The sequence below is a fragment of the Pseudoxanthomonas koreensis genome (assembly GCF_010093225.1).
GTDB classification, from domain to species: domain Bacteria; phylum Pseudomonadota; class Gammaproteobacteria; order Xanthomonadales; family Xanthomonadaceae; genus Pseudoxanthomonas; species Pseudoxanthomonas koreensis.
In genome coordinates this window covers 80,800-98,470 of sequence record NZ_PDWM01000001.1, presented here as the reverse complement: position 1 = coordinate 98,470, position 17,671 = coordinate 80,800, and the positions used below count along the sequence as shown (strand labels likewise).

Annotated in this window: 13 protein-coding genes; 6 read left to right on the top strand and 7 right to left on the bottom strand. The window is 69.6% G+C overall.

The window, feature by feature from the left end; genetic code table 11:
- Nucleotides 1–25: 25 nt before the first annotated feature.
- Nucleotides 26–1,726 carry a long-chain fatty acid--CoA ligase gene (locus CSC64_RS00415; RefSeq protein ID WP_162433343.1) on the bottom strand — a complete coding sequence of 567 codons (1,701 nt, stop codon included), beginning with the start codon at nt 1,724–1,726 and terminating at the stop codon, nt 26–28.
- A gap of 161 nt (nt 1,727–1,887) precedes the next feature.
- On the opposite strand from CSC64_RS00415, the gene CSC64_RS00410 reads away from it, so the two are divergent.
- Entirely contained in the window at nt 1,888–2,292 is a 405-nt protein-coding gene (locus CSC64_RS00410; RefSeq protein WP_238389689.1) for a nuclear transport factor 2 family protein, read from the top strand.
- A 64-nt stretch (nt 2,293–2,356) separates the two neighbouring features.
- Here the strand turns inward: CSC64_RS00410 and acnA are convergent, their stop codons facing one another.
- Entirely contained in the window at nt 2,357–5,110 is a 2,754-nt protein-coding gene (gene acnA, locus CSC64_RS00405) for an aconitate hydratase AcnA (protein WP_162433342.1), read from the bottom strand.
- Nucleotides 5,111–5,357: 247 nt separating this feature from the next.
- On the opposite strand from acnA, the gene CSC64_RS00400 reads away from it, so the two are divergent.
- From CSC64_RS00400 to CSC64_RS00380, 5 genes are all read left to right on the top strand, one after another.
- Nucleotides 5,358–5,654 (top strand): AbrB/MazE/SpoVT family DNA-binding domain-containing protein, encoded by a 297-nt coding sequence (locus tag CSC64_RS00400; protein WP_162433341.1) that lies wholly within the window; start codon nt 5,358–5,360, stop codon nt 5,652–5,654.
- Complete coding sequence (locus tag CSC64_RS00395; RefSeq protein WP_162433340.1) at nt 5,651–6,058, top strand: type II toxin-antitoxin system VapC family toxin; 408 nt, start codon at nt 5,651–5,653, stop codon at nt 6,056–6,058. The genes CSC64_RS00400 and CSC64_RS00395 overlap by 4 nt, the downstream gene beginning before the upstream one ends.
- 39 nt (nt 6,059–6,097) lie before the next feature.
- Nucleotides 6,098–8,701 (top strand): bifunctional aconitate hydratase 2/2-methylisocitrate dehydratase, encoded by a 2,604-nt coding sequence (acnB, locus tag CSC64_RS00390; protein WP_162433339.1) that lies wholly within the window; start codon nt 6,098–6,100, stop codon nt 8,699–8,701.
- 233 nt (nt 8,702–8,934) lie between these two features.
- A complete protein-coding gene (locus tag CSC64_RS00385; protein WP_162433338.1) occupies nt 8,935–9,198 on the top strand; it encodes a hypothetical protein in 264 nt (87 codons plus the stop codon).
- Nucleotides 9,199–9,351: 153 nt separating this feature from the next.
- A complete protein-coding gene (locus CSC64_RS00380) occupies nt 9,352–10,035 on the top strand; it encodes a murein L,D-transpeptidase (protein ID WP_162433449.1) in 684 nt (227 codons plus the stop codon).
- A gap of 22 nt (nt 10,036–10,057) precedes the next feature.
- Here CSC64_RS00380 and CSC64_RS13860 read toward each other — a convergent pair whose 3' ends face one another.
- From CSC64_RS13860 to kynU, 5 genes are all read right to left on the bottom strand, one after another.
- On the bottom strand, nt 10,058–12,718 hold the full coding sequence (locus CSC64_RS13860; protein ID WP_202922290.1) for an N-acetylmuramidase domain-containing protein: 2,661 nt from the start codon (nt 12,716–12,718) through the stop codon (nt 10,058–10,060).
- Nucleotides 12,719–12,806: 88 nt separating this feature from the next.
- Nucleotides 12,807–13,493 carry a DUF2461 domain-containing protein gene (locus tag CSC64_RS00370; protein ID WP_162433337.1) on the bottom strand — a complete coding sequence of 229 codons (687 nt, stop codon included), beginning with the start codon at nt 13,491–13,493 and terminating at the stop codon, nt 12,807–12,809.
- The gene (gene sbcB, locus CSC64_RS00365) at nt 13,490–14,929 is read right to left on the bottom strand and encodes an exodeoxyribonuclease I (RefSeq protein WP_162433336.1); all 1,440 of its coding nucleotides are present in this window, start codon (nt 14,927–14,929) and stop codon (nt 13,490–13,492) included. Before sbcB ends, CSC64_RS00370 begins: the two co-directional genes overlap by 4 nt.
- A gap of 52 nt (nt 14,930–14,981) precedes the next feature.
- Complete coding sequence (locus CSC64_RS00360) at nt 14,982–16,376, bottom strand: FAD-dependent oxidoreductase (RefSeq protein ID WP_238389688.1); 1,395 nt, start codon at nt 16,374–16,376, stop codon at nt 14,982–14,984.
- A complete protein-coding gene (gene kynU, locus CSC64_RS00355; RefSeq protein WP_162433334.1) occupies nt 16,366–17,634 on the bottom strand; it encodes a kynureninase in 1,269 nt (422 codons plus the stop codon). Before kynU ends, CSC64_RS00360 begins: the two co-directional genes overlap by 11 nt.
- Nucleotides 17,635–17,671: the final 37 nt, after the last annotated feature.

Sequence of the window (17,671 nt, the reverse complement as noted above, 5' to 3'; positions counted from 1 at the left end):
GCCCGTCCGCCCGGCGGTCAGCCGGTCAGTGCGCGGCGCCCTGGCCGGCGGCCAGCTCGGCGTCGCGCAGTTCCTTGCGCAGGATCTTGCCGACGTTGGTCTTCGGCAGCTCGGTGCGGAACTCGATCTGGCGCGGCTGCTTGTAGCCGGTGAGCGCCTCGCGGCAGAACGCCTTGATCTGCTCGGCGGTCAGCGCCGGGTCCTTCTTCACCACGAACAGCTTCACCGCCTCGCCGGAACGCTCGTCCGGCACGCCGATCGCGGCCACTTCCAGCACCCCGGGCATCGCCGCGACCACGTCCTCGACTTCGTTCGGGTACACGTTGAAGCCGGAGACCAGGATCATGTCCTTCTTGCGGTCGACGATGTAGACGAAGCCCTTTTCGTCGATCCGGGCCATGTCGCCGGTGTGCAGCCAGCCGTCGCCGTCGATCACCTTGGCGGTCTCCTCAGGCTTCTGCCAGTAGCCCTTCATCACCTGCGGGCCCTTGACGCACAGCTCGCCGATCTCGCCGGTGGGCAGTTCGTTGCCGTCGTCGTCCTTGACGCAGACCGTGGTGGACGGGATCGGCAGGCCGATCGAGCCGTTGAACTCGGCGATGTCCAGCGGATTGATGCACGCGGCCGGCGAGGTCTCGGTCAGGCCGTAGGCTTCCACCAGGGTAACGCCGGTGACCTTCTTCCACTTCTCGGCCACCGCGCGCTGCACGGCCATGCCGCCGCCGAGGGTGAACTTGAGCGTGGAGAAGTCCACCTCGTCGAAGCCCGGGGTGTTGAGCAGGCCGTTGAACAGGGTGTTGACGCCGGTGATCGCGGTGAAGCCCGAGCCCTTGAGCTCCTTGACGAAGCCCGGCATGTCGCGCGGGTTGGTGATCAGGTGGTTGAGCCCGCCCAGTTCCATGAAGACCAGGCAGTTCGCCGTCAGCGCGAAGATGTGGTACAGCGGCAGCGCGGTGATGATCACTTCCTTGCCCGGCTCCAGCACTTCGGCGCCGAGCCAGGCCGAGGCCTGCTGCATGTTCGCCACCAGGTTGCGGTGGGTGAGCATCGCGCCCTTGGCCACGCCGGTGGTGCCGCCGGTGTACTGCAGGAAGGCGATGTCGCCCGGATCGATGTCGACCTGGGGCAGGGTGTGGTTCTTGCCGGCGGCCAGCGCGTCGCGGAAGCGCACCGCGCCGGGGATGTCGTAGTCCGGCACCATCTTCTTGACGTACTTGAGCACGAAGTTGACGATCGCGCCCTTGGGGAAGCCGACCAGGTCGCCCAGGCCGGTGGTGATGACCTGCTTGAGCGGGGTGTCGACCAGCACTTCCTGCACGGTGCGGCCGAAGTTGTCGACGACCACGATCGCGGCCGCACCGGCATCCACCAGCTGGTGCCTGAGCTCGCGCGCGGTGTAGAGCGGGTTGACGTTGACCACGGTCATGCCGGCGCGCAGCACGCCGAAGATCGCGATCGGGTACTGCAGGCAGTTGGGCATCATGATCGCCACGCGATCGCCCTTCTTCAGGCCCAGCTCGCCGAGCAGGTACGCGGCGAACTGTTCGCTCGCCGCGTCGATCTCGGCGTAGGTCATGGTCTTGCCGAAGTTGCGGTACGCGGGGCGCCCAGCGTATTTCTTCACCGATGAGGCGAACACCGCGGAGATGGAGCGGTACTCGTCCGGGTCGATGTCGGCAGGCACGCCTTCTGGATAGCTCTGCAGCCAGGGTCGATCCGGATTCATCAGTGCCTCCCTCCCGAGGTGGTCAGTGTCGTGGTACCGCCGGCAGGCTCGCAATCCTCCGGCGTCGATGTGAGCATACCGTTCCGGATGGAAAAGGCGAAGCGATGATGCAGTGCTGGACGCAGCGGCGACGGATTTGGTGGGCCACGGCGGCCCTGGCGATGGCGCTTTCGCTGCTGGCGCTGACGGCATGCTCGCGCACGCCGCCGGAACAGCGCCTGCGCGAGCGGATCGGGCAGATGCAGGCGGCGCTGGAGCAGCGCCAGGCGCGCGGCTTCATGGAGGGCGTGGCCGAGGACTTCGCCGGCAACGGTGGAATGGATCGTGCTGCGTTGCAGCAAATGGTGCGCGCGCAGGTACTGGCCAATGCCGACATCGGGGTGGTCCTGGGCCCGGCGGAGATCGAACTGCAGGGCGACCGCGCCACGGTGCGCTTCACCGCGATGGCCACCGGCGGTGGTGGCCGCCTGGTGCCGGATCGCGCGGGTGGCTGGAAGGTCACCAGCGGCTGGCGCGACGAGGATGGGCAGTGGCTGCTCCATTACGCGGAGTGGGAGCGGTTGTAGCGGTGGTTTGGTCGCCAGGGAACGGGTGGCGGCGTCGAGGATGCCGCCGCCACCAGGCCGTCGCCTACGCCGCCTTCCGCGCCGCCAGCTGCCGCAGCACGTACTGCAGCAGGCCGCCGTGGCGGAAGTACTCCACTTCCTTCGGCGTCAGCAGCAGCACGTGTGCCTGGAAGCGGACCTCGCGGCCGTCGGCCTTGCGCGCGACCACCGTGGCCTGCTTGCTGGCGCCGTCGGCCAGGCCGGTGACGTCGTAGGTCTCGGTGCCGTCCAGTCCCAGGCCCTGCGCGTTCTGGCCCTCGACGAACTGCAGCGGCAGCACGCCCATGCCGACCAGGTTGGAGCGGTGGATGCGCTCGAAGCTCTCGGCGATCACCGCCTTGACCCCGAGCAGGTTGGTGCCCTTGGCCGCCCAGTCGCGCGAGGAACCGGTGCCGTACTCCTGGCCGGCGATCACCACCAGCGGGGTGCCGGTGGCCTTGTACTTCATCGCCGCGTCGTAGATCGACATCTTCTCCGGCGGGGTACTGCCGAAGTACAGGGTGTTGCCGCCTTCCTCGCCGCCGAAGAACAGGTTCTTGATCCGGATGTTGGCGAAGGTGCCGCGCACCATCACGTCGTCGTTGCCGCGGCGGCTGCCGTAGCTGTTGAAGTCCGGCGGCTGCACCCCGCGCGACTGCAGGAAGCGGCCCGCCGGCGAGTCCTTCTTGATGTTCCCGGCCGGGGAGATGTGGTCGGTGGTGATCGAATCGCCGAACAGGCCCAGCACGCGCGCGCCGTGGATGTCGTCGATGCCGCCCACGGCCATGGTCATGCCGTCGAAGTAGGGCGGGTTCTTGATGTAGGTGGAAGCATCATCCCAGGCGTAGAGGTCGCCGTCGGGCGACTCGATCGTGTTCCAGCGGGTATCGCCCTTGAACACGTCGGCGTAGTTCTGCTTGAACATCTCCGGGCCGATGGTCGCGGCGATGACGTCGCCGATCTCCTTGGTCGTCGGCCAGATGTCGCGCAGGTACACCGGCTTGCCGTCGCTGCCGGTGCCCAGCGGCTCGGTGGACAGGTCGATGTCGGTGGTGCCGGCCAGGGCGTACGCCACCACCAGCGGCGGCGAGGCCAGGTAGTTCATCTTCACTTCGGGGTGGATGCGGCCCTCGAAGTTGCGGTTGCCGGACAGCACCGAGGTCACCACCAGGTCGCCTGCCGCGATCCCGGCGCTGACTTCCAGCGGCAGCGGGCCGGAGTTGCCGATGCAGGTGGTGCAGCCGTAGCCGACCACGTAGAAGCCGACCTTCTCCAGCTCGGCCAGCAGCCCGGCCTTCTCCAGGTAGTCGGTGACCACGCGCGAACCCGGGCCCAGCGAGGTCTTCACCCACGGCTGGCGGTTGAGCCCGCGGGCGGCGGCGTTGCGTGCCAGCAGGCCGGCGCCGACCATCACCGCCGGGTTGGAGGTGTTGGTGCAGGAGGTGATCGCGGCGATCACCACCGCGCCGTCCCTGAGCCGCACCGACTGGCCATCGATCTCGACATGGGCCACGCCCTTCTTCAGGCCGTCGTTGCCGACCGCCGCCGCGCCGCCCTCGGCGATGAAGTCGGCCACCTCCGGGCTGCGCCGGTCGCGCGCGGCCGCCAGCGGGGCGACCGCCTCGCGGTAGGCCTGCTTCATGTCGCGCAGCAGGACCCGGTCCTGCGGGCGCTTGGGGCCGGCGAGCGAGGGCTGCACCGTGCCCATGTCCAGTTCCAGGGTGCTGCTGTACTGCGCGGGCGCGCTGCCGGGCTCGTGCCACAGGCCCTGCGCCTTCGCGTAGGCCTCCACCAGCGCGATCTGTTCCTCGCTGCGGCCGGACAGGCGCAGGTAGGTCAGCGACTCGGCATCGATCGGGAAGATGCCGCAGGTGGCGCCGTACTCCGGCGCCATGTTGCCGATCGTGGCGCGGTCGGCCAGCGGCAGGTGCTGCAGGCCGTCGCCATGGAATTCGACGAACTTCCCGACCACCCCGTGCTGGCGCAGCATCTGGGTGACGGTGAGCACCAGGTCGGTGGCGGTGGCGCCCTCGGGCAGTTTGCCGGTCAGCTTGAAGCCGACCACCTGCGGGATCAGCATCGACGAGGGCTGGCCCAGCATCGCCGCCTCGGCCTCGATCCCGCCCACGCCCCAGCCCAGCACGCCGATGCCGTTGATCATCGTGGTGTGCGAGTCGGTGCCGAACACGGTGTCCGGATAGGCCCAGGCCTGGCCGTCCCGGTCGGCGGTCATCACCACCCGTGCCAGGTTCTCCAGGTTCACCTGGTGGACGATGCCGGTGTTGGGCGGCACCACCTTGAAATCGTCGAAGGCCTTCTGGCCCCAGCGCAGGAAGGCGTAGCGCTCGCGGTTGCGCTCGAACTCGATGCGGCCGTTGATGTCCAGCGCGTCGGCGCGGCCGAACGCATCCACCTGCACCGAGTGGTCGATCACCAGCTCGGAGGGGATCTGCGGGTTGATCTGGCTGGCGTTGCCGCCGAGCTTGACCACCGCGTCGCGCATCGCCGCCAGGTCGACCACGCAGGGCACGCCGGTGAAGTCCTGCAGGACCACGCGCGCCGGCATGAAGGCGATCTCGGTGTCCGGTTCGGCCTTCGGGTCCCAGCTGGCGACCGCTTCGATATGCGCGGGCAGCACGGTGGCCCCGTCCTCGTGCCGGGGCAGGTTCTCCAGCAGGATCTTCATCGAATAGGGCAGGCGGGCCAGGTCGAAGCGCTGGCCGAGCTTGGGCAGGCTGGCGTAGGCGTAGCTCTTGCCGCCGCCGTCCAGTTGGCTGCGGGTGGCGAAGGAATCGCGCATGGGGCGGGCTCCTGTGGCTGTGCGCCGCCAGTCCCGGCGGCGTGGAGGGATGGGCGTACCGGCAGGCCGGTCATTGTCCCCGTCATTCGATGACAGGGCCGTCACGCTGGCAACCCGTCTTCGGGGAAGGTACCGGCCGGGCGGGCCGCCGGGCCGGGCCATTGTGGCCCGGAAACCGCCATGCAGGTTTGAGTATGCATGGAAAAGTACGTATCATTGCGTCATACCGTCCACGGAGGAGCGCCCCATGGAAGCCACCGTCGCCGAACGCGGCCAGATCACCCTGCCCAAGGCCGTGCGCGATGCCCTGGGCCTGACCAAGGGCAGCGTGCTCAAGGTCGAGCTGGATGGCGGCCGCATCATCCTGCGCAAGGACGTGAGCGAGGCGCTGCGCAAGGTGCGCGGCAGCGTCAGGCTGGCCGAGGGATTCACCAGCACCGACGAGGCCATGCGCGCCATCCGCGGCCGCGCCCCCGGCGACCCGCTGGAGCCGTTCGAGGTGCTGCGCGATCCGTCCGACTGGAAGCCGGAAGGCCGCAAGTGATCGCACTCGATTCCAACGTCCTGATCGACCTGCTGACCGGCGACAGCACCTTCGCCGAGTCGTCGGAAGCCTGCATCGGCGAGGCCCTGGCGCACGACGACGTGGTCGTCTGCGAAGCGGTGGTGGCCGAGGTGCAGGCCATGCTCGACACCACCGACAACCTCATGGACATGCTCTCGCCGCTGGGCATCCGCTACGAACCGCTGTCGGAGACGGCGGCCATGCGCGCCGGCCACATGGGCCAGCGCTTCCGCGCCCGCGGCGGCAAGCGCGAGCGCGTGGTCGCCGATTTCCTGGTCGGCGCGCACGCGCTGCTGCAGTGCGACGCCCTGATCACCCGCGACGCCGGCTTTTTCCGCGACTACTACAAGGGCCTGAAGGTCATCGTCCCCAAGGCCACCTGAGCAAGCCGTCATTTCCTGTTTTTCCTCCGGAGAACCCCCATGCTGGAAGCCTACCGCCACCACGCCGCCGAACGCGCCGCGCTCGGGATCCCGCCGCTGCCGCTGTCGGCACAGCAGACCGCCGACCTGGTCGAGCTGCTGAAGAACCCGCCGGCAGGCGAGGGACAGTTCCTGGTCGACCTGCTCACCCACCGCGTGCCGGCGGGCGTGGACGATGCTGCCAAGGTCAAGGCTTCGTACCTGGCCGCGCTGGCTTTCGGCAGCGAGACCAATGCGCTGATCAGCCGCGAGCGCGCCACCGAACTGCTGGGCACCATGCTCGGCGGCTACAACGTGCACCCGCTGATCGAGCTGCTCGACGACGCCCAGGTCGGCGCCATCGCCGCCGACGGCCTGAAGAACACCCTGCTGGTGTTCGACCAGTTCCACGACGTCGAGGAGAAGGCGCGCTCCGGCAGTATGCCCGGCAACGCCAACGCGCAGGCCGTGCTGAAGAGCTGGGCCGAGGCCGAGTGGTTCACCAGCCGCCCGGAAGTGCCGCAGTCGCTGACCATCACCGTGTTCAAGGTGCCCGGCGAGACCAACACCGACGACCTGTCGCCGGCGCCCGACGCCACCACCCGCCCGGACATCCCGCTGCACGCACTGGCGATGCTGAAGAACAAGCGCGCCGACGCCCCGTTCGTGCCGGAAGAGGACGGCAAGCGCGGCCCGGTCGCCGAAATCCTCGCCCTCAAGGACAAGGGCCACCTGGTCGCCTACGTCGGCGACGTGGTCGGCACCGGTTCCTCGCGCAAGTCGGCCACCAACAGCGTGCTGTGGTTCACCGGCGAGGACATCCCGTTCATCCCGAACAAGCGCTTCGGCGGCGTCTGCCTGGGCTCCAAGATTGCCCCGATCTTCTACAACACCATGGAAGACGCCGGCGCCCTGCCGATCGAGCTGGACGTGTCGCAGATGAACCACGGCGACGTGGTCGAGCTGCAGCCGTACGCCGGCAAGGCGATCAAGGACGGGCAGGTGATCGCCGAGTTCCAGGTCAAGTCCGACGTTCTGTTCGACGAAGTGCGCGCCGGCGGCCGCATCCCGCTGATCATCGGCCGCGGCCTGACCGCCAAGGCGCGCGAATCGCTGGGCCTGCCGGCCTCGGACCTGTTCCGCCTGCCGCAGCAGCCGGCCGATTCCGGCAAGGGCTTCTCGCTGGCGCAGAAGATGGTCGGCCGCGCCTGCGGCCTGGCCGAGGGCCAGGGCGTGCGCCCGGGCACCTACTGCGAGCCGAAGATGACCTCGGTCGGTTCCCAGGACACCACCGGCCCGATGACCCGCGACGAGCTGAAGGACCTGGCCTGCCTGGGCTTCAGCGCCGACCTGGTGATGCAGTCGTTCTGCCATACCGCCGCGTACCCGAAGCCGGTGGATGTGAAGACCCACCACACCCTGCCGGAGTTCATCTCCACCCGCGGCGGCATCTCGCTGCGCCCGGGCGACGGCGTGATCCACAGCTGGCTCAACCGCATGCTGCTGCCCGACACCGTCGGCACCGGCGGCGACTCGCACACCCGCTTCCCGGTGGGCATCTCGTTCCCGGCCGGCTCGGGCCTGGTCGCCTTCGCCGCGGCCACCGGCGTGATGCCGCTGGACATGCCGGAGAGCGTGCTGGTGCGCTTCAAGGGCCAGATGCAGCCGGGCGTGACCCTGCGCGACCTGGTCAACGCGATCCCGTACTACGCGCTCAAGGCGGGCCTGCTGACCGTGGCCAAGCAGGGCAAGAAGAACATCTTCTCCGGCCGCATCCTCGAGATCGAGGGCCTGCCGCAGCTGAAGGTGGAGCAGGCGTTCGAGCTGTCCGACGCCTCGGCCGAGCGCTCGGCCGCCGGCTGCACCGTGCGCCTGGACAAGGAACCGATCATCGAATACCTCACCAGCAACATCACCCTGCTGAAGTGGATGATCGCCGAAGGCTACGCCGACCCGCGCTCGCTCGCCCGCCGCATCGCCAAGATGGAAGCGTGGCTGGCCAACCCGCAGTTGCTGGAGCCCGATGCCGACGCCGAGTACGCCGCGGTCATCGAGATCGACCTGGCCGACGTGCACGAGCCGCTGCTGGCCTGCCCGAACGACCCGGACGACGTGAAGACCCTGTCCGACGTGGCCGGCACCAAGATCGACGAGGTCTTCATCGGTTCGTGCATGACCAACATCGGCCACTTCCGCGCCGCGGCCAAGCTGCTGGAAGGCAAGCGCGACATCCCCACGCGCCTGTGGGTCGCGCCGCCGACCAAGATGGACGCCTCGGAGCTGACCAAGGAAGGCCATTACGGCACCTTCGGCACCGCCGGCGCGCGCATGGAGATGCCGGGCTGCTCGCTGTGCATGGGCAACCAGGCGCAGGTGCGCGAGGGCGCCACGGTGTTCTCGACCTCCACCCGCAACTTCCCCAACCGCCTGGGCCGCAACTCCAACGTCTTCCTGGGCTCGGCCGAGCTGGCCGCGATCTGCTCGCGCCTGGGCAGGATCCCGACCAAGGCCGAGTACATGGCCGACATCGGCGTGATCAACGAGAAGGGCGAGGAGATCTACCGCTACATGAACTTCGACCAGATCGAGGAATACCAGGACGTGGCGAAGACCGTGGCGGCCTGAGCCGGGGGTAGCGCGTCAGCAGGAATGCCCGGCAATGCCGGGCATTCATGTTTGTGATGACTGTGCGAATGCCACGGTTGCCGTGGGGACCGACGGATCCAGGCCGCAACTCCCGCAAGTTGCCGCGCCTTCACACTCCGCCAACGTACTTCAATGTCAGCTGAAGGCGGGTCATTGCCCCGGCTGAAAGGCCGCTATATTTCCCAGGTCCCAAACGAAGGAGGATTGGAATCATGACCAGACAACATCTGACAACGGCGCGTACGCTCGGAGTGGCGATCGTCGTCGCCCTGGGCCTTGCCAGTTGCGCGACCTATGACGACGACTTTGCAAGGATCAATTCGCGCCTCGACCAGCTCGACACGCAGGTGCAGGGTGCGGCCCGGAGCGCCGAGTCGGCCAACCAGTCCGCGCAGCAGGCCAACCAGCGGCTGGACCAGCTGGAAAGCCGCGTCCAGCAGCTTGAATCGGCACCGCGCCGCTCGCCGCGAGGCTAGTTACTCCTGCACGATCTGTAACGAGTGGTTTGAACCCGGGATCCGGTGGCCTTTGCTGGCCACCGGCGTCCTTTTTTGCCCTGACTCTTTGTTGTGAGGAACCGTCCTATCCGTACGTGCATATTTCCTGCGTTCCGCGCCGCTGGCTGCGCGCTGGTGCTGGCGTTCGCGGGCATCGGCGTGGCCAGTGCCGGGGATGATGCCGCCGCGCAAAAGCCAGTCGCCGTCGATCAACTGCCGGAAGGCCAGGAAGTATCCGACACGGTGATCGCCCTGGCGGGCTGGGTTGTCGCTGCCAGGGACAGCGAAGGCTATCCGTTCGCGGTCATGGACAAGGCCGCCGCCCAGGTCCTGGTGTTCGGCGGCGATGGCCGGCTTCGCGGTGCGGCACCCGCGCTGTTCGGCTCGGCGATCGGCGACCATACGGCCCCGGGCATCGCCGGCCTTGCGCTTCGCGAGATCCCGGGCCGGGATCGCACCACGCCGGCCGGTCGCTTCATCGGCGGATTCGGCCCATCGATCGACGCTGGGCGCGTCCTGTGGGTGGACTACGACTCGTCGGTCTCCCTCCATCCCACGGCTACCGGCGTCCCCTCCGAGAAGCGCGCCGAGCGCCTTGCATCGCCTTCGCCGGACGACAACCGCATCTCCCACGGCTGCATCAACGTTTCGCCCGGGTTCTACGAGCAGGTCATCCAGCCGACGTTCGAGCGGGGCGGGGTGTTCTACATCCTGCCGGAAACGGCATCGCTGGCGGAGACCTTCCCGGAGTTCGCGCAAAGTCGCGTGACTGCGGAACGCAAGAACGGGAAACGCGCGCAGTCCGCCCGCCGGTAAAGGAGCAGGGAAAACCGGCTCCTCACGCCTTCCGTATCAGGTCGAACACCAGCCGCTGCAGCGCCTTGTCGTCGTCCAGGCTGCCGTGGGTGGTCGCTTCCAGCGGGCGGCGGGTGCCGCCCTCCAGCATGCCGGCGCTGGGCAGGCGGGCGATGTCCGAGCCGGGGCTGGATACCGCCATCATCTGCGCGCCCCAGGCCATGGTCGCGCGCGCCGGCACCAGGTCGCGCTCCAGGCCCAGCAGCGGCGTTTCCTTGCGATCCTCGAACGAGCGCGAGACCAGGTAGAGCAGGGAGTGGCCGTAGGGCTTGCAGGTCGGGTCGGCGCGCTCGGCCGCGTCGCTCAGGTGCGCGACCAGCAACTTGGTGCCGGTCCTGAGCACGGCCTTGCCCAGGGTGCGGTCGAATTCGTCCACCCGCACCGCCGGCGCCAGCAGGCTCACCGAGCGCAGGTCGAAGCCGGCGGCGATCGCCGCCGCGCCCAGGTGCGAATGCAGGATGCCGCCGGCCGAGTGCCCGACCAGGTGCAGGCGGAGCTTCGGCAGCCCGTATTCCTTCGCTTTGGCCTTGTAGAGGTCGAACAGCAGCCGCACGCCCGAGTCCGGGTTGGAGCTGATCTTCGCCGCGTTCTCCTTCATCTCGTTCCACAGCGGCCGTCCCAGCGGGCGGGCGATGCCTTCCACGCGCTGGTTCCACCATTCCTTCCAGCGGTCCTTGAACTTCTGCATCGCCCCGGAGGCGCGCGCCTCGTCGCGTGACAGCTTGTCCTCGATCAGGTTGGTGATGGTCTTCATCGCGCCGGTCTCCCACATCAGGAACACCGGGAAGATCTTCTCGTCGTAGAGCTTGGGCACCCACAGCCGCGCCGATTCGGCGGCCGCCTCCTCGTTGTTGAGCCCGCCGTGGGCGTAGATCGCCACGTCCACCGCCTGGTTGGCCTTGATCCCCCACTTGGCACAGGCCTGGGCCAGGTGGATGCGCAGCAGCGCGTCGACGTCGCCGGGCTGGGTGCGGAACTGGCCGCGCTGGCTCAGGCGGCCGTTGTTCTCCATGTTGACGATGAACGGCGACAGCTCGTGCGCGGCCAGCACCGGGTTGCCGGAGACCACGCCCTTGCCGCTGGCGTCGGTGCGCAGCGAGGTGGCGTCGGCGATGGCCTCGTGCTCGGCAGTGACCACGCCCAGCTGCGCCACCCAGCAGTCCATCGCGTTGTCCAGCCAGTCGCCGTAGCGCAGCACGGCCAGGCCGCCCTTGCCCCAGGCCGGGCCCCAGGAGTTGTGGACGATGAAGCCTTCGCGGGTGTAGCCGACGATGGCGATGGCGTGGCCGCCGTCGGGGTTGCCGGTCTTGCGCTTGATCGCCGGCAGCGCGTCCGGATCCTCCGGGCGCGGCACCGCCTCGTCGAGCAGCAGCGCGTCCCAGCCCGAATGGGTGAACACGCTGGCGTACAGGGCGCCGACCTGGTCCAGGGCCACGTGCATGTCGCGCAGCGAGTGCGGGTCGATGCGGTAGTAGGCGCCGAGCGGGCGCTTGATCGCATCGGTCCACCAGTCGTCTTCCGGGCGCGGGCGCGCTTCCGGCATCTCCACCTTCGGCCACAGCCGCGCACTGCTGGCGCCGTGGCGCAGCCAGCCCTTGAGCGCGCCGCGCAGCGAGGAGCCGGTGTCGGCCTCGGGGCCGGCGTCGTCGTCGTTTTCGGCCCATTCGTCGTAGCGGCGGGCCATGCTGTAGAGCATGTGCGGCGAGATCGCCTCGACGTGGCGGCCGGCGCGCACCAGCAGGTATTCGATCACCACCGCAAGGGCGTAGCCGGTGCAGGCGCTGGTGGTGCCCTGGTCCAGGACCGGGCGCACGTCGGGCGGGTAGCGCACGTCGCGCGGGGCCGAGGACACCGGCGGCTGGTATTCCCAGTCGCGCAGGTCCACCGCGTCCGGGCGCACGTTGAACACGCGGCTGCTGCGCTTGCGGGTGGTGCCGGCGGCGGTCTGTTCCAGCATCTCCAGCGGCGCCAGTTGCGGGCGCCCGGGGGCGACCAGGCGGCGCGGCGAGGGCGCGCGCGTGCCGGCGCGGCGGCGGCCGCCGGCAGCGGGCGGGCCGGCGTGGCGGGCGTAGGCCTCGGCGAGCTTGCTGTCGTAGTCGTTCCGGGCGTAGGCCGGGCCGTTGTAGAGGCGGGCGAAGCGGGCCCAGTCGCGGCGGCGCAACGCCGGCAGCAGCGGCGAGCCGGGCCGGCCGAGCAGGTTGGCGAAGGCTTCCAGCTGGCCCTCCGCACCGGAGGCATGGGCCTCGACGAAGCGGCCGACGCTGTCGTGGCCGCACAGCGCGTAGTTGAAGCCCATGATCTGGAACGCGCCCCAGCTGGCCGCCTGCATCGCCGCGGCCGGGTCCAGCTCGGCGGCCTTGTCCAGCCGCTTCCATTCGCCGGCCAGCGAACCGGAATACTTGCTGCGGTCCCACTTCGGATGGCTCAGGCCCGGGTGGCTGGCGCCGTAGCGGCCGGCGGTGAGGCGGTGGAAGACGTGGCCTTCGAACAGGATCCTGGGTCGCGCATCGGGCACGGGCAGGAAACCGCCGCCGCTCGATTCGACTTCGGCCACCGCCCTGAGCGCGGCCTCCTCGACCTGCAGCCGGGTAGCCAGCTGCTTCCACATCGCATCGCCTATCGTGCGCTTCGATTCCGCGTCCATGCCTCACGCTCCTTCGCTGGGGAACAACGGGGGACAACGCAGGCCGCCGCCGGTGCGGGCCAACGCGGCCCGCGGCGCGGCCATGGCTTCAGAACTCCAGGTCCAGTGCCGCGCAGAGATAGTCGACGAACGGGGCCAGCGCAAGCAGGTCGGCTTCCACCTGCCTGCGCAGCCGCGGCCCGGTCATGGTGGCGTCGTCCAGCGGGCGCAGCAAGGCCCAGTTGCGGTGCTTGAGGTCGTCGATGAATTCGAAGTCGGCCGGGAAGCCGCGCGGCGGCCGCACCATGACCTCACTGTCGTCCAGGGCGAAGCGGCGGCGCAGTTTCGGATCGTGCGCGGTGCGCTTCCAGCCGCCGGGATTGTCGAGGATGAACTGGCGCACCTTGCGCTGGGTATGGGTTTCCGGATGCCACAGGCCAGCGCCGACGAAGCTGTTGCCCGGCTGCAGGTGCAGGTAGAACGAAGGCGCGGCCACTTCGCGCCGGCGCTCGTGGAACAGGCGCGCGCCCTGCCAGGGCTTGTACGGCGACTTGTCGTTGGAATAGCGCGTGTCGCGATGGATGCGGAACAGCGAGCCGCCGACCGGGCGCGGATCGGCGCGATAGTGCGGGCTGATCGCCGCCAGCGCCGGCTGCAGGTCGGCGATCAGGCGCAGGAACGGCTGGCGCACCTGTACTTCGTATTCCTGGCGGTGGGCGTCGAACCAGTCCTTGTTGTTGTGCCGGGCCACGCCGCGGAGGAACTTGAACGCGGCGTCGCCGAAATAGCTGCTCATAGCGTGTCCTGCAGTTCCCGGCCCCACTGGTCGAGGTGGTCGAGCAGGACCTGTTTGCCACCGTCGCCGGCATGGCGGGCGCGCAGCGCGGCGATTTCGGCGAAATAGCCGGTGAAGCCGTATTCGGACAGGCCGCTGTCGTCGCCGAGGCGGTGGCGGCGGTAGTCGTCCCAGCGTTCGCGTTCGGAAGGCGCGAGCGTGTCCGGCCAGTTGCGGGCGCGGTAGCGGAACAGCAGTTCCGGCAGGCGCGCATCGCGGAAGTCGAAGGCGCGCGTGCCCAGTTGCGCCGGCGCGGTGGAGCGCACCTGCGCGCACAGGCGCTTGTCGCCGTCGCCGATGAAGCCGGAGTAGATCGAGCCGTCGACGTCCTCCTCGCCGCGTTCGCGTGCGCCGGCGAAGACCTGGCGCGCCTTCTCGGCCAGCGCCGGGCCGTGCGCGCGCAGGGTTCCGGCGCGGGCCTGCAGCGCGTCCGCATCCAGGCCCAGGCGCTGGAAATCGGCCTCGCGCAGGTGCGCCCATGGCACCAGCATCGGCGAGCGGTTCAGGTGTACTTCCTTCAGCGGCACCCGGGCCACGCCCGGCGGCAGGTCGGCGGCCGGCGTGTAGAGGCGGTCGGCGATGTCCCCGGCGTCCTGTTCCAGCAATGCGTCGGGATCGCCGTCCAGGTCGAACACGATCACCCGGTTCGGGATCGACGGATGCACCGCGAGCGGCAGCACCATCGCCGCGCACATCCGGCTGGCCGGATAGCGCTGGGAAACGTGCAGCACCGGCTGCATGGCGAATGTGTCCAGCAGGCCGGCGGCGTGGCGCTTGTCGCGCAGCTTCAGCGTGTAGTCCCACAGCCGCGGCTGGGCGCGCTTGAACAGCCGGGCCAGGCCGATGGTGGCGTACACGTCGGACAGCGCCTCGTGCGCGTCGCCCTCGCGCACGTCGTTGGCCAGGGCCAGGTGTTCGAGCTTGAACGAGGTGGCGCCGTCCTCGCGCTTCGGCCACGCGATCCCGTCCGGGCGCAGGGCATGGGCCAGGCGCAGCACGTCGAGCAGGTCCCAGCGCGAGTTGCCACCGCGCCACTCGCGTTCGTAGGGATCGAAGAAGTTGCGGAACAGGGCATGTCGCACGAACTCGTCGTCGAAGCGCAGCGAGTTGTAGCCCAGGGTGCAGGTGCCCGGGCGCGCCATCTCCTCGACGATGCGTGCGGCCGCTTCGGCTTCGGCCAGCCCTTCGCGCAGCGCGAGCTGCGGGGCGATACCGGTGATCAGGGTGGCGACGGGCGAGGGCAGCAGGTCGTTGGCCGGCTGTACGAACAGGCTGACCGGCTCTTCGACCTGGTTGAGCTGCGCGTCGGTGCGCACCGCGGCGAACTGGGCGATGCGGCTGCGGCGCGGGTCGGCGCCGAAGGTCTCCAGGTCGTAGAACAGGAAGCTGTCGCTCATGCCGGCATTGGAGACGTTGCGGGGCGGCGGGGCAAGCCCCGCTGCTTCCCCGTCACCCGGCCCCTTCCAGCACAGGCAGGCGGGCTTCCACCACCTGCGCCAGCGTCTCCCAGTCGATGCCGGCCAGGTCGCGGCGCCCGCGCGTGGCCAGGACCAGGATGCCACGCTGGATCTCGCTGCGTTCCAGCGCCACCGCGTACGGGATGCGCATGAAGGTGACCATCGTGTAGTGCGGGACGAAGCGCCGCGGGTGGCGCTCCTGCAGCGCCCGTTCGAGCTCCCGCTGGAGCAGGAAGTCCGGGTCGTCGACCAGGTCGCGCATCTCGATGTAGTTTTCCAGCGCCATGGCCTGGATTGCGGCGGCATCCGGCCTGCGTTCGGCCTCGAACGCGGCGAAGGCCGCCGCCAGCGTCGGCTGCCGGTCCATCGCATCGGCCAGCGCCACGCAGTCCTCGAACGCGCAGTTCATGCCCTGGCCGTGGAACGGCACCATCGCATGGGCCGCGTCGCCCAGCAGCACCGCGCGGCCGCCCAGGTGCCAGCGGTCCAGGTACAGGGTGCCGAGCAGGCCGGGCGGGTGGTGCTCCCAGTCCTGCTCCAGGCCAGGGATCAGCGGCAGCGCGTCGGCGAAATCGCGTTCGAACAGCGCGCGCACCTCCGGCCCGCTGCGCACGCTGGCGAAACTGGGATCCGTGCTGCCCGGCGCGGCGTGGTTGGGCAGGAACAGGGTCACGGTGAAGGTGCGTTCGTCGTTGGGGAGAGCAATGCACATGTAGCGGCCGCGCGGCCAGATGTGCAGCGCATGGGGTTCGATCAGCCAGCCGCCGTCCGCGCCCGGCGGGATGGTCAGTTCCTTGTAGGAATGGTCGAGGAACTCGGTGCGTTCGCCGAAACCGGCCTTGCGCACCATCTCGCCGCGCAGCGCCGAACCGGCGCCATCGCTGCCGATCAGCACGTCGAAGCGGATGTCGTGCGGCTGGTCGTCGCGGTCGTCGATCAGGCGCGCGTAGCCGGCGTCGAAATCCACCGTGTGCAGGCGGCGGTGGAAATGGACCGTGGCGCCCGCGCGCTCTGCCGCCTCCAGCAGGTCGATGTTGAGGTCGGCGCGGTGCACCGACCAGATCACCTCGGAATCGTCGCGGCCGTAGCGCTGCAGCTGCACGGAGCCGTCCAGGCCATGGACCATGCGGCCGCGCATCATCACCGCCTTGCGCATCACCACGTCCTCGAGCCCGGCCGCACGCAGCGCATGGCGCCCGCGTTCGGCCAGCGCCAGGTTGATCGAGCGCCCGGACTCGTAGCCCTTGATCCGCGGGTCGCCGCGGCGCTCGTAGACGTCGACCTTCCACCCGCGCCGCGAAAGCAGGATCGCCAGCAGCGACCCGGCCAGCCCGGCACCGATCAGGGTCAGTTCGCGTCGTGCCGGCGCGGCCGGTTCAGACCCCACGCCAGTGCTCCACTTCCTCGACGAAGCGCAGCACGTCGGCATAGCGGTTGTAGAGCGGGGCGGGGGCGATGCGGATCACGTCCGGCTCGCGCCAGTCGCCGAGGATGCCGGTGTCGCGCAGGTAGTCGAACAGTTCGCGGCCACGCTCGCGGCCGCCGGCCACGCGCAGCGACAGCTGCGCGCCGCGCCGCGCCGGCTCGGCCGGGGGGATGATCTCCAGCGTGCCGGCCAGGCGCTGGCGGATCAGCGCGTCGAGGAACCCGGTGATCTTCTCCGACTTGGCGCGCAGCCCGGCCATGCCGCCGGCGCGGTCGAACTGCTCCAGCGAGGCGCGCAGCGGCGCCAGTGCCAGCACCGGCGGGGTGGGCAGCTGCCAGCCCTCGGCGCCGGCGGCGGGCACGAACTCCGGCGCCATGCGGAAACGGGGGGCGGCGTCATGCCCCCACCAGCCCGCCATCCGCGGCAGCCCGGACCGGCCATGGCGCTCGTGCACGAAGCAGCCGGCGACCGCACCCGGACCGGCGTTGACGTACTTGTAGTGGCACCACACCGCGAAGTCGGCGCCGCTGTCGTGCAGCGCCAGCGGCAGGTTGCCGACCGCGTGGGCCAGGTCGAAGCCGGCCACCGCGCCCTGCGCGTGGGCCAGGCGCGTGATTTCCGCCAGGTCGAACGCCTGCCCGGTGCGGTACTGCACGCCCGGCCACAGCACCAGCGCCAGGCGTGGGCCATGCTCGGCGATGGCACGCTCCAGCGCGGCCATCGAGATCGTGCCGCCGGGCTCGTCGGCCTGCACTTCCACCAGCGCGGTGGCCGGATCCAGCCCATGCAGGCGGATCTGCGATTCGACCGCATGCCGGTCCGAAGGAAAGGCACCTTCCTCGATCAGGACCACCGTGCGTCCGGCGGCAGGGCGGTAGAAGCTGGCCAGCATGAGGTGCAGGTTCACCGTCAGCGTGTTCATCGCCACCACTTCGCCCGGCAGCGCGCCGACCAGGCGCGCCAGCGGCTCGCGCACCAGCGCGGGGGAGTTCATCCCGCCGGTGGCGCCGGTGAAGTGGCCCTCGACCGCTTCGCCGGCCCACTTGTCCAGCACCTCGAGCACGTGCGCGCGCGCGCCGCGTGGCTGCAGGCCGAGGGAGTTGCCGACGAAGTAGACCTGCTCGCGGTCGCGGTGCTTCGGGACCAGGAATTCGTTGCGGAACGGACGCAGCGGATCGGCGGCGTCGAGGGTGAGGGCGTGGGTGCGTGCCTGGGTCATGTCGAAGAAGGATGGGTGCGACGGGAGTGGCGGAGGC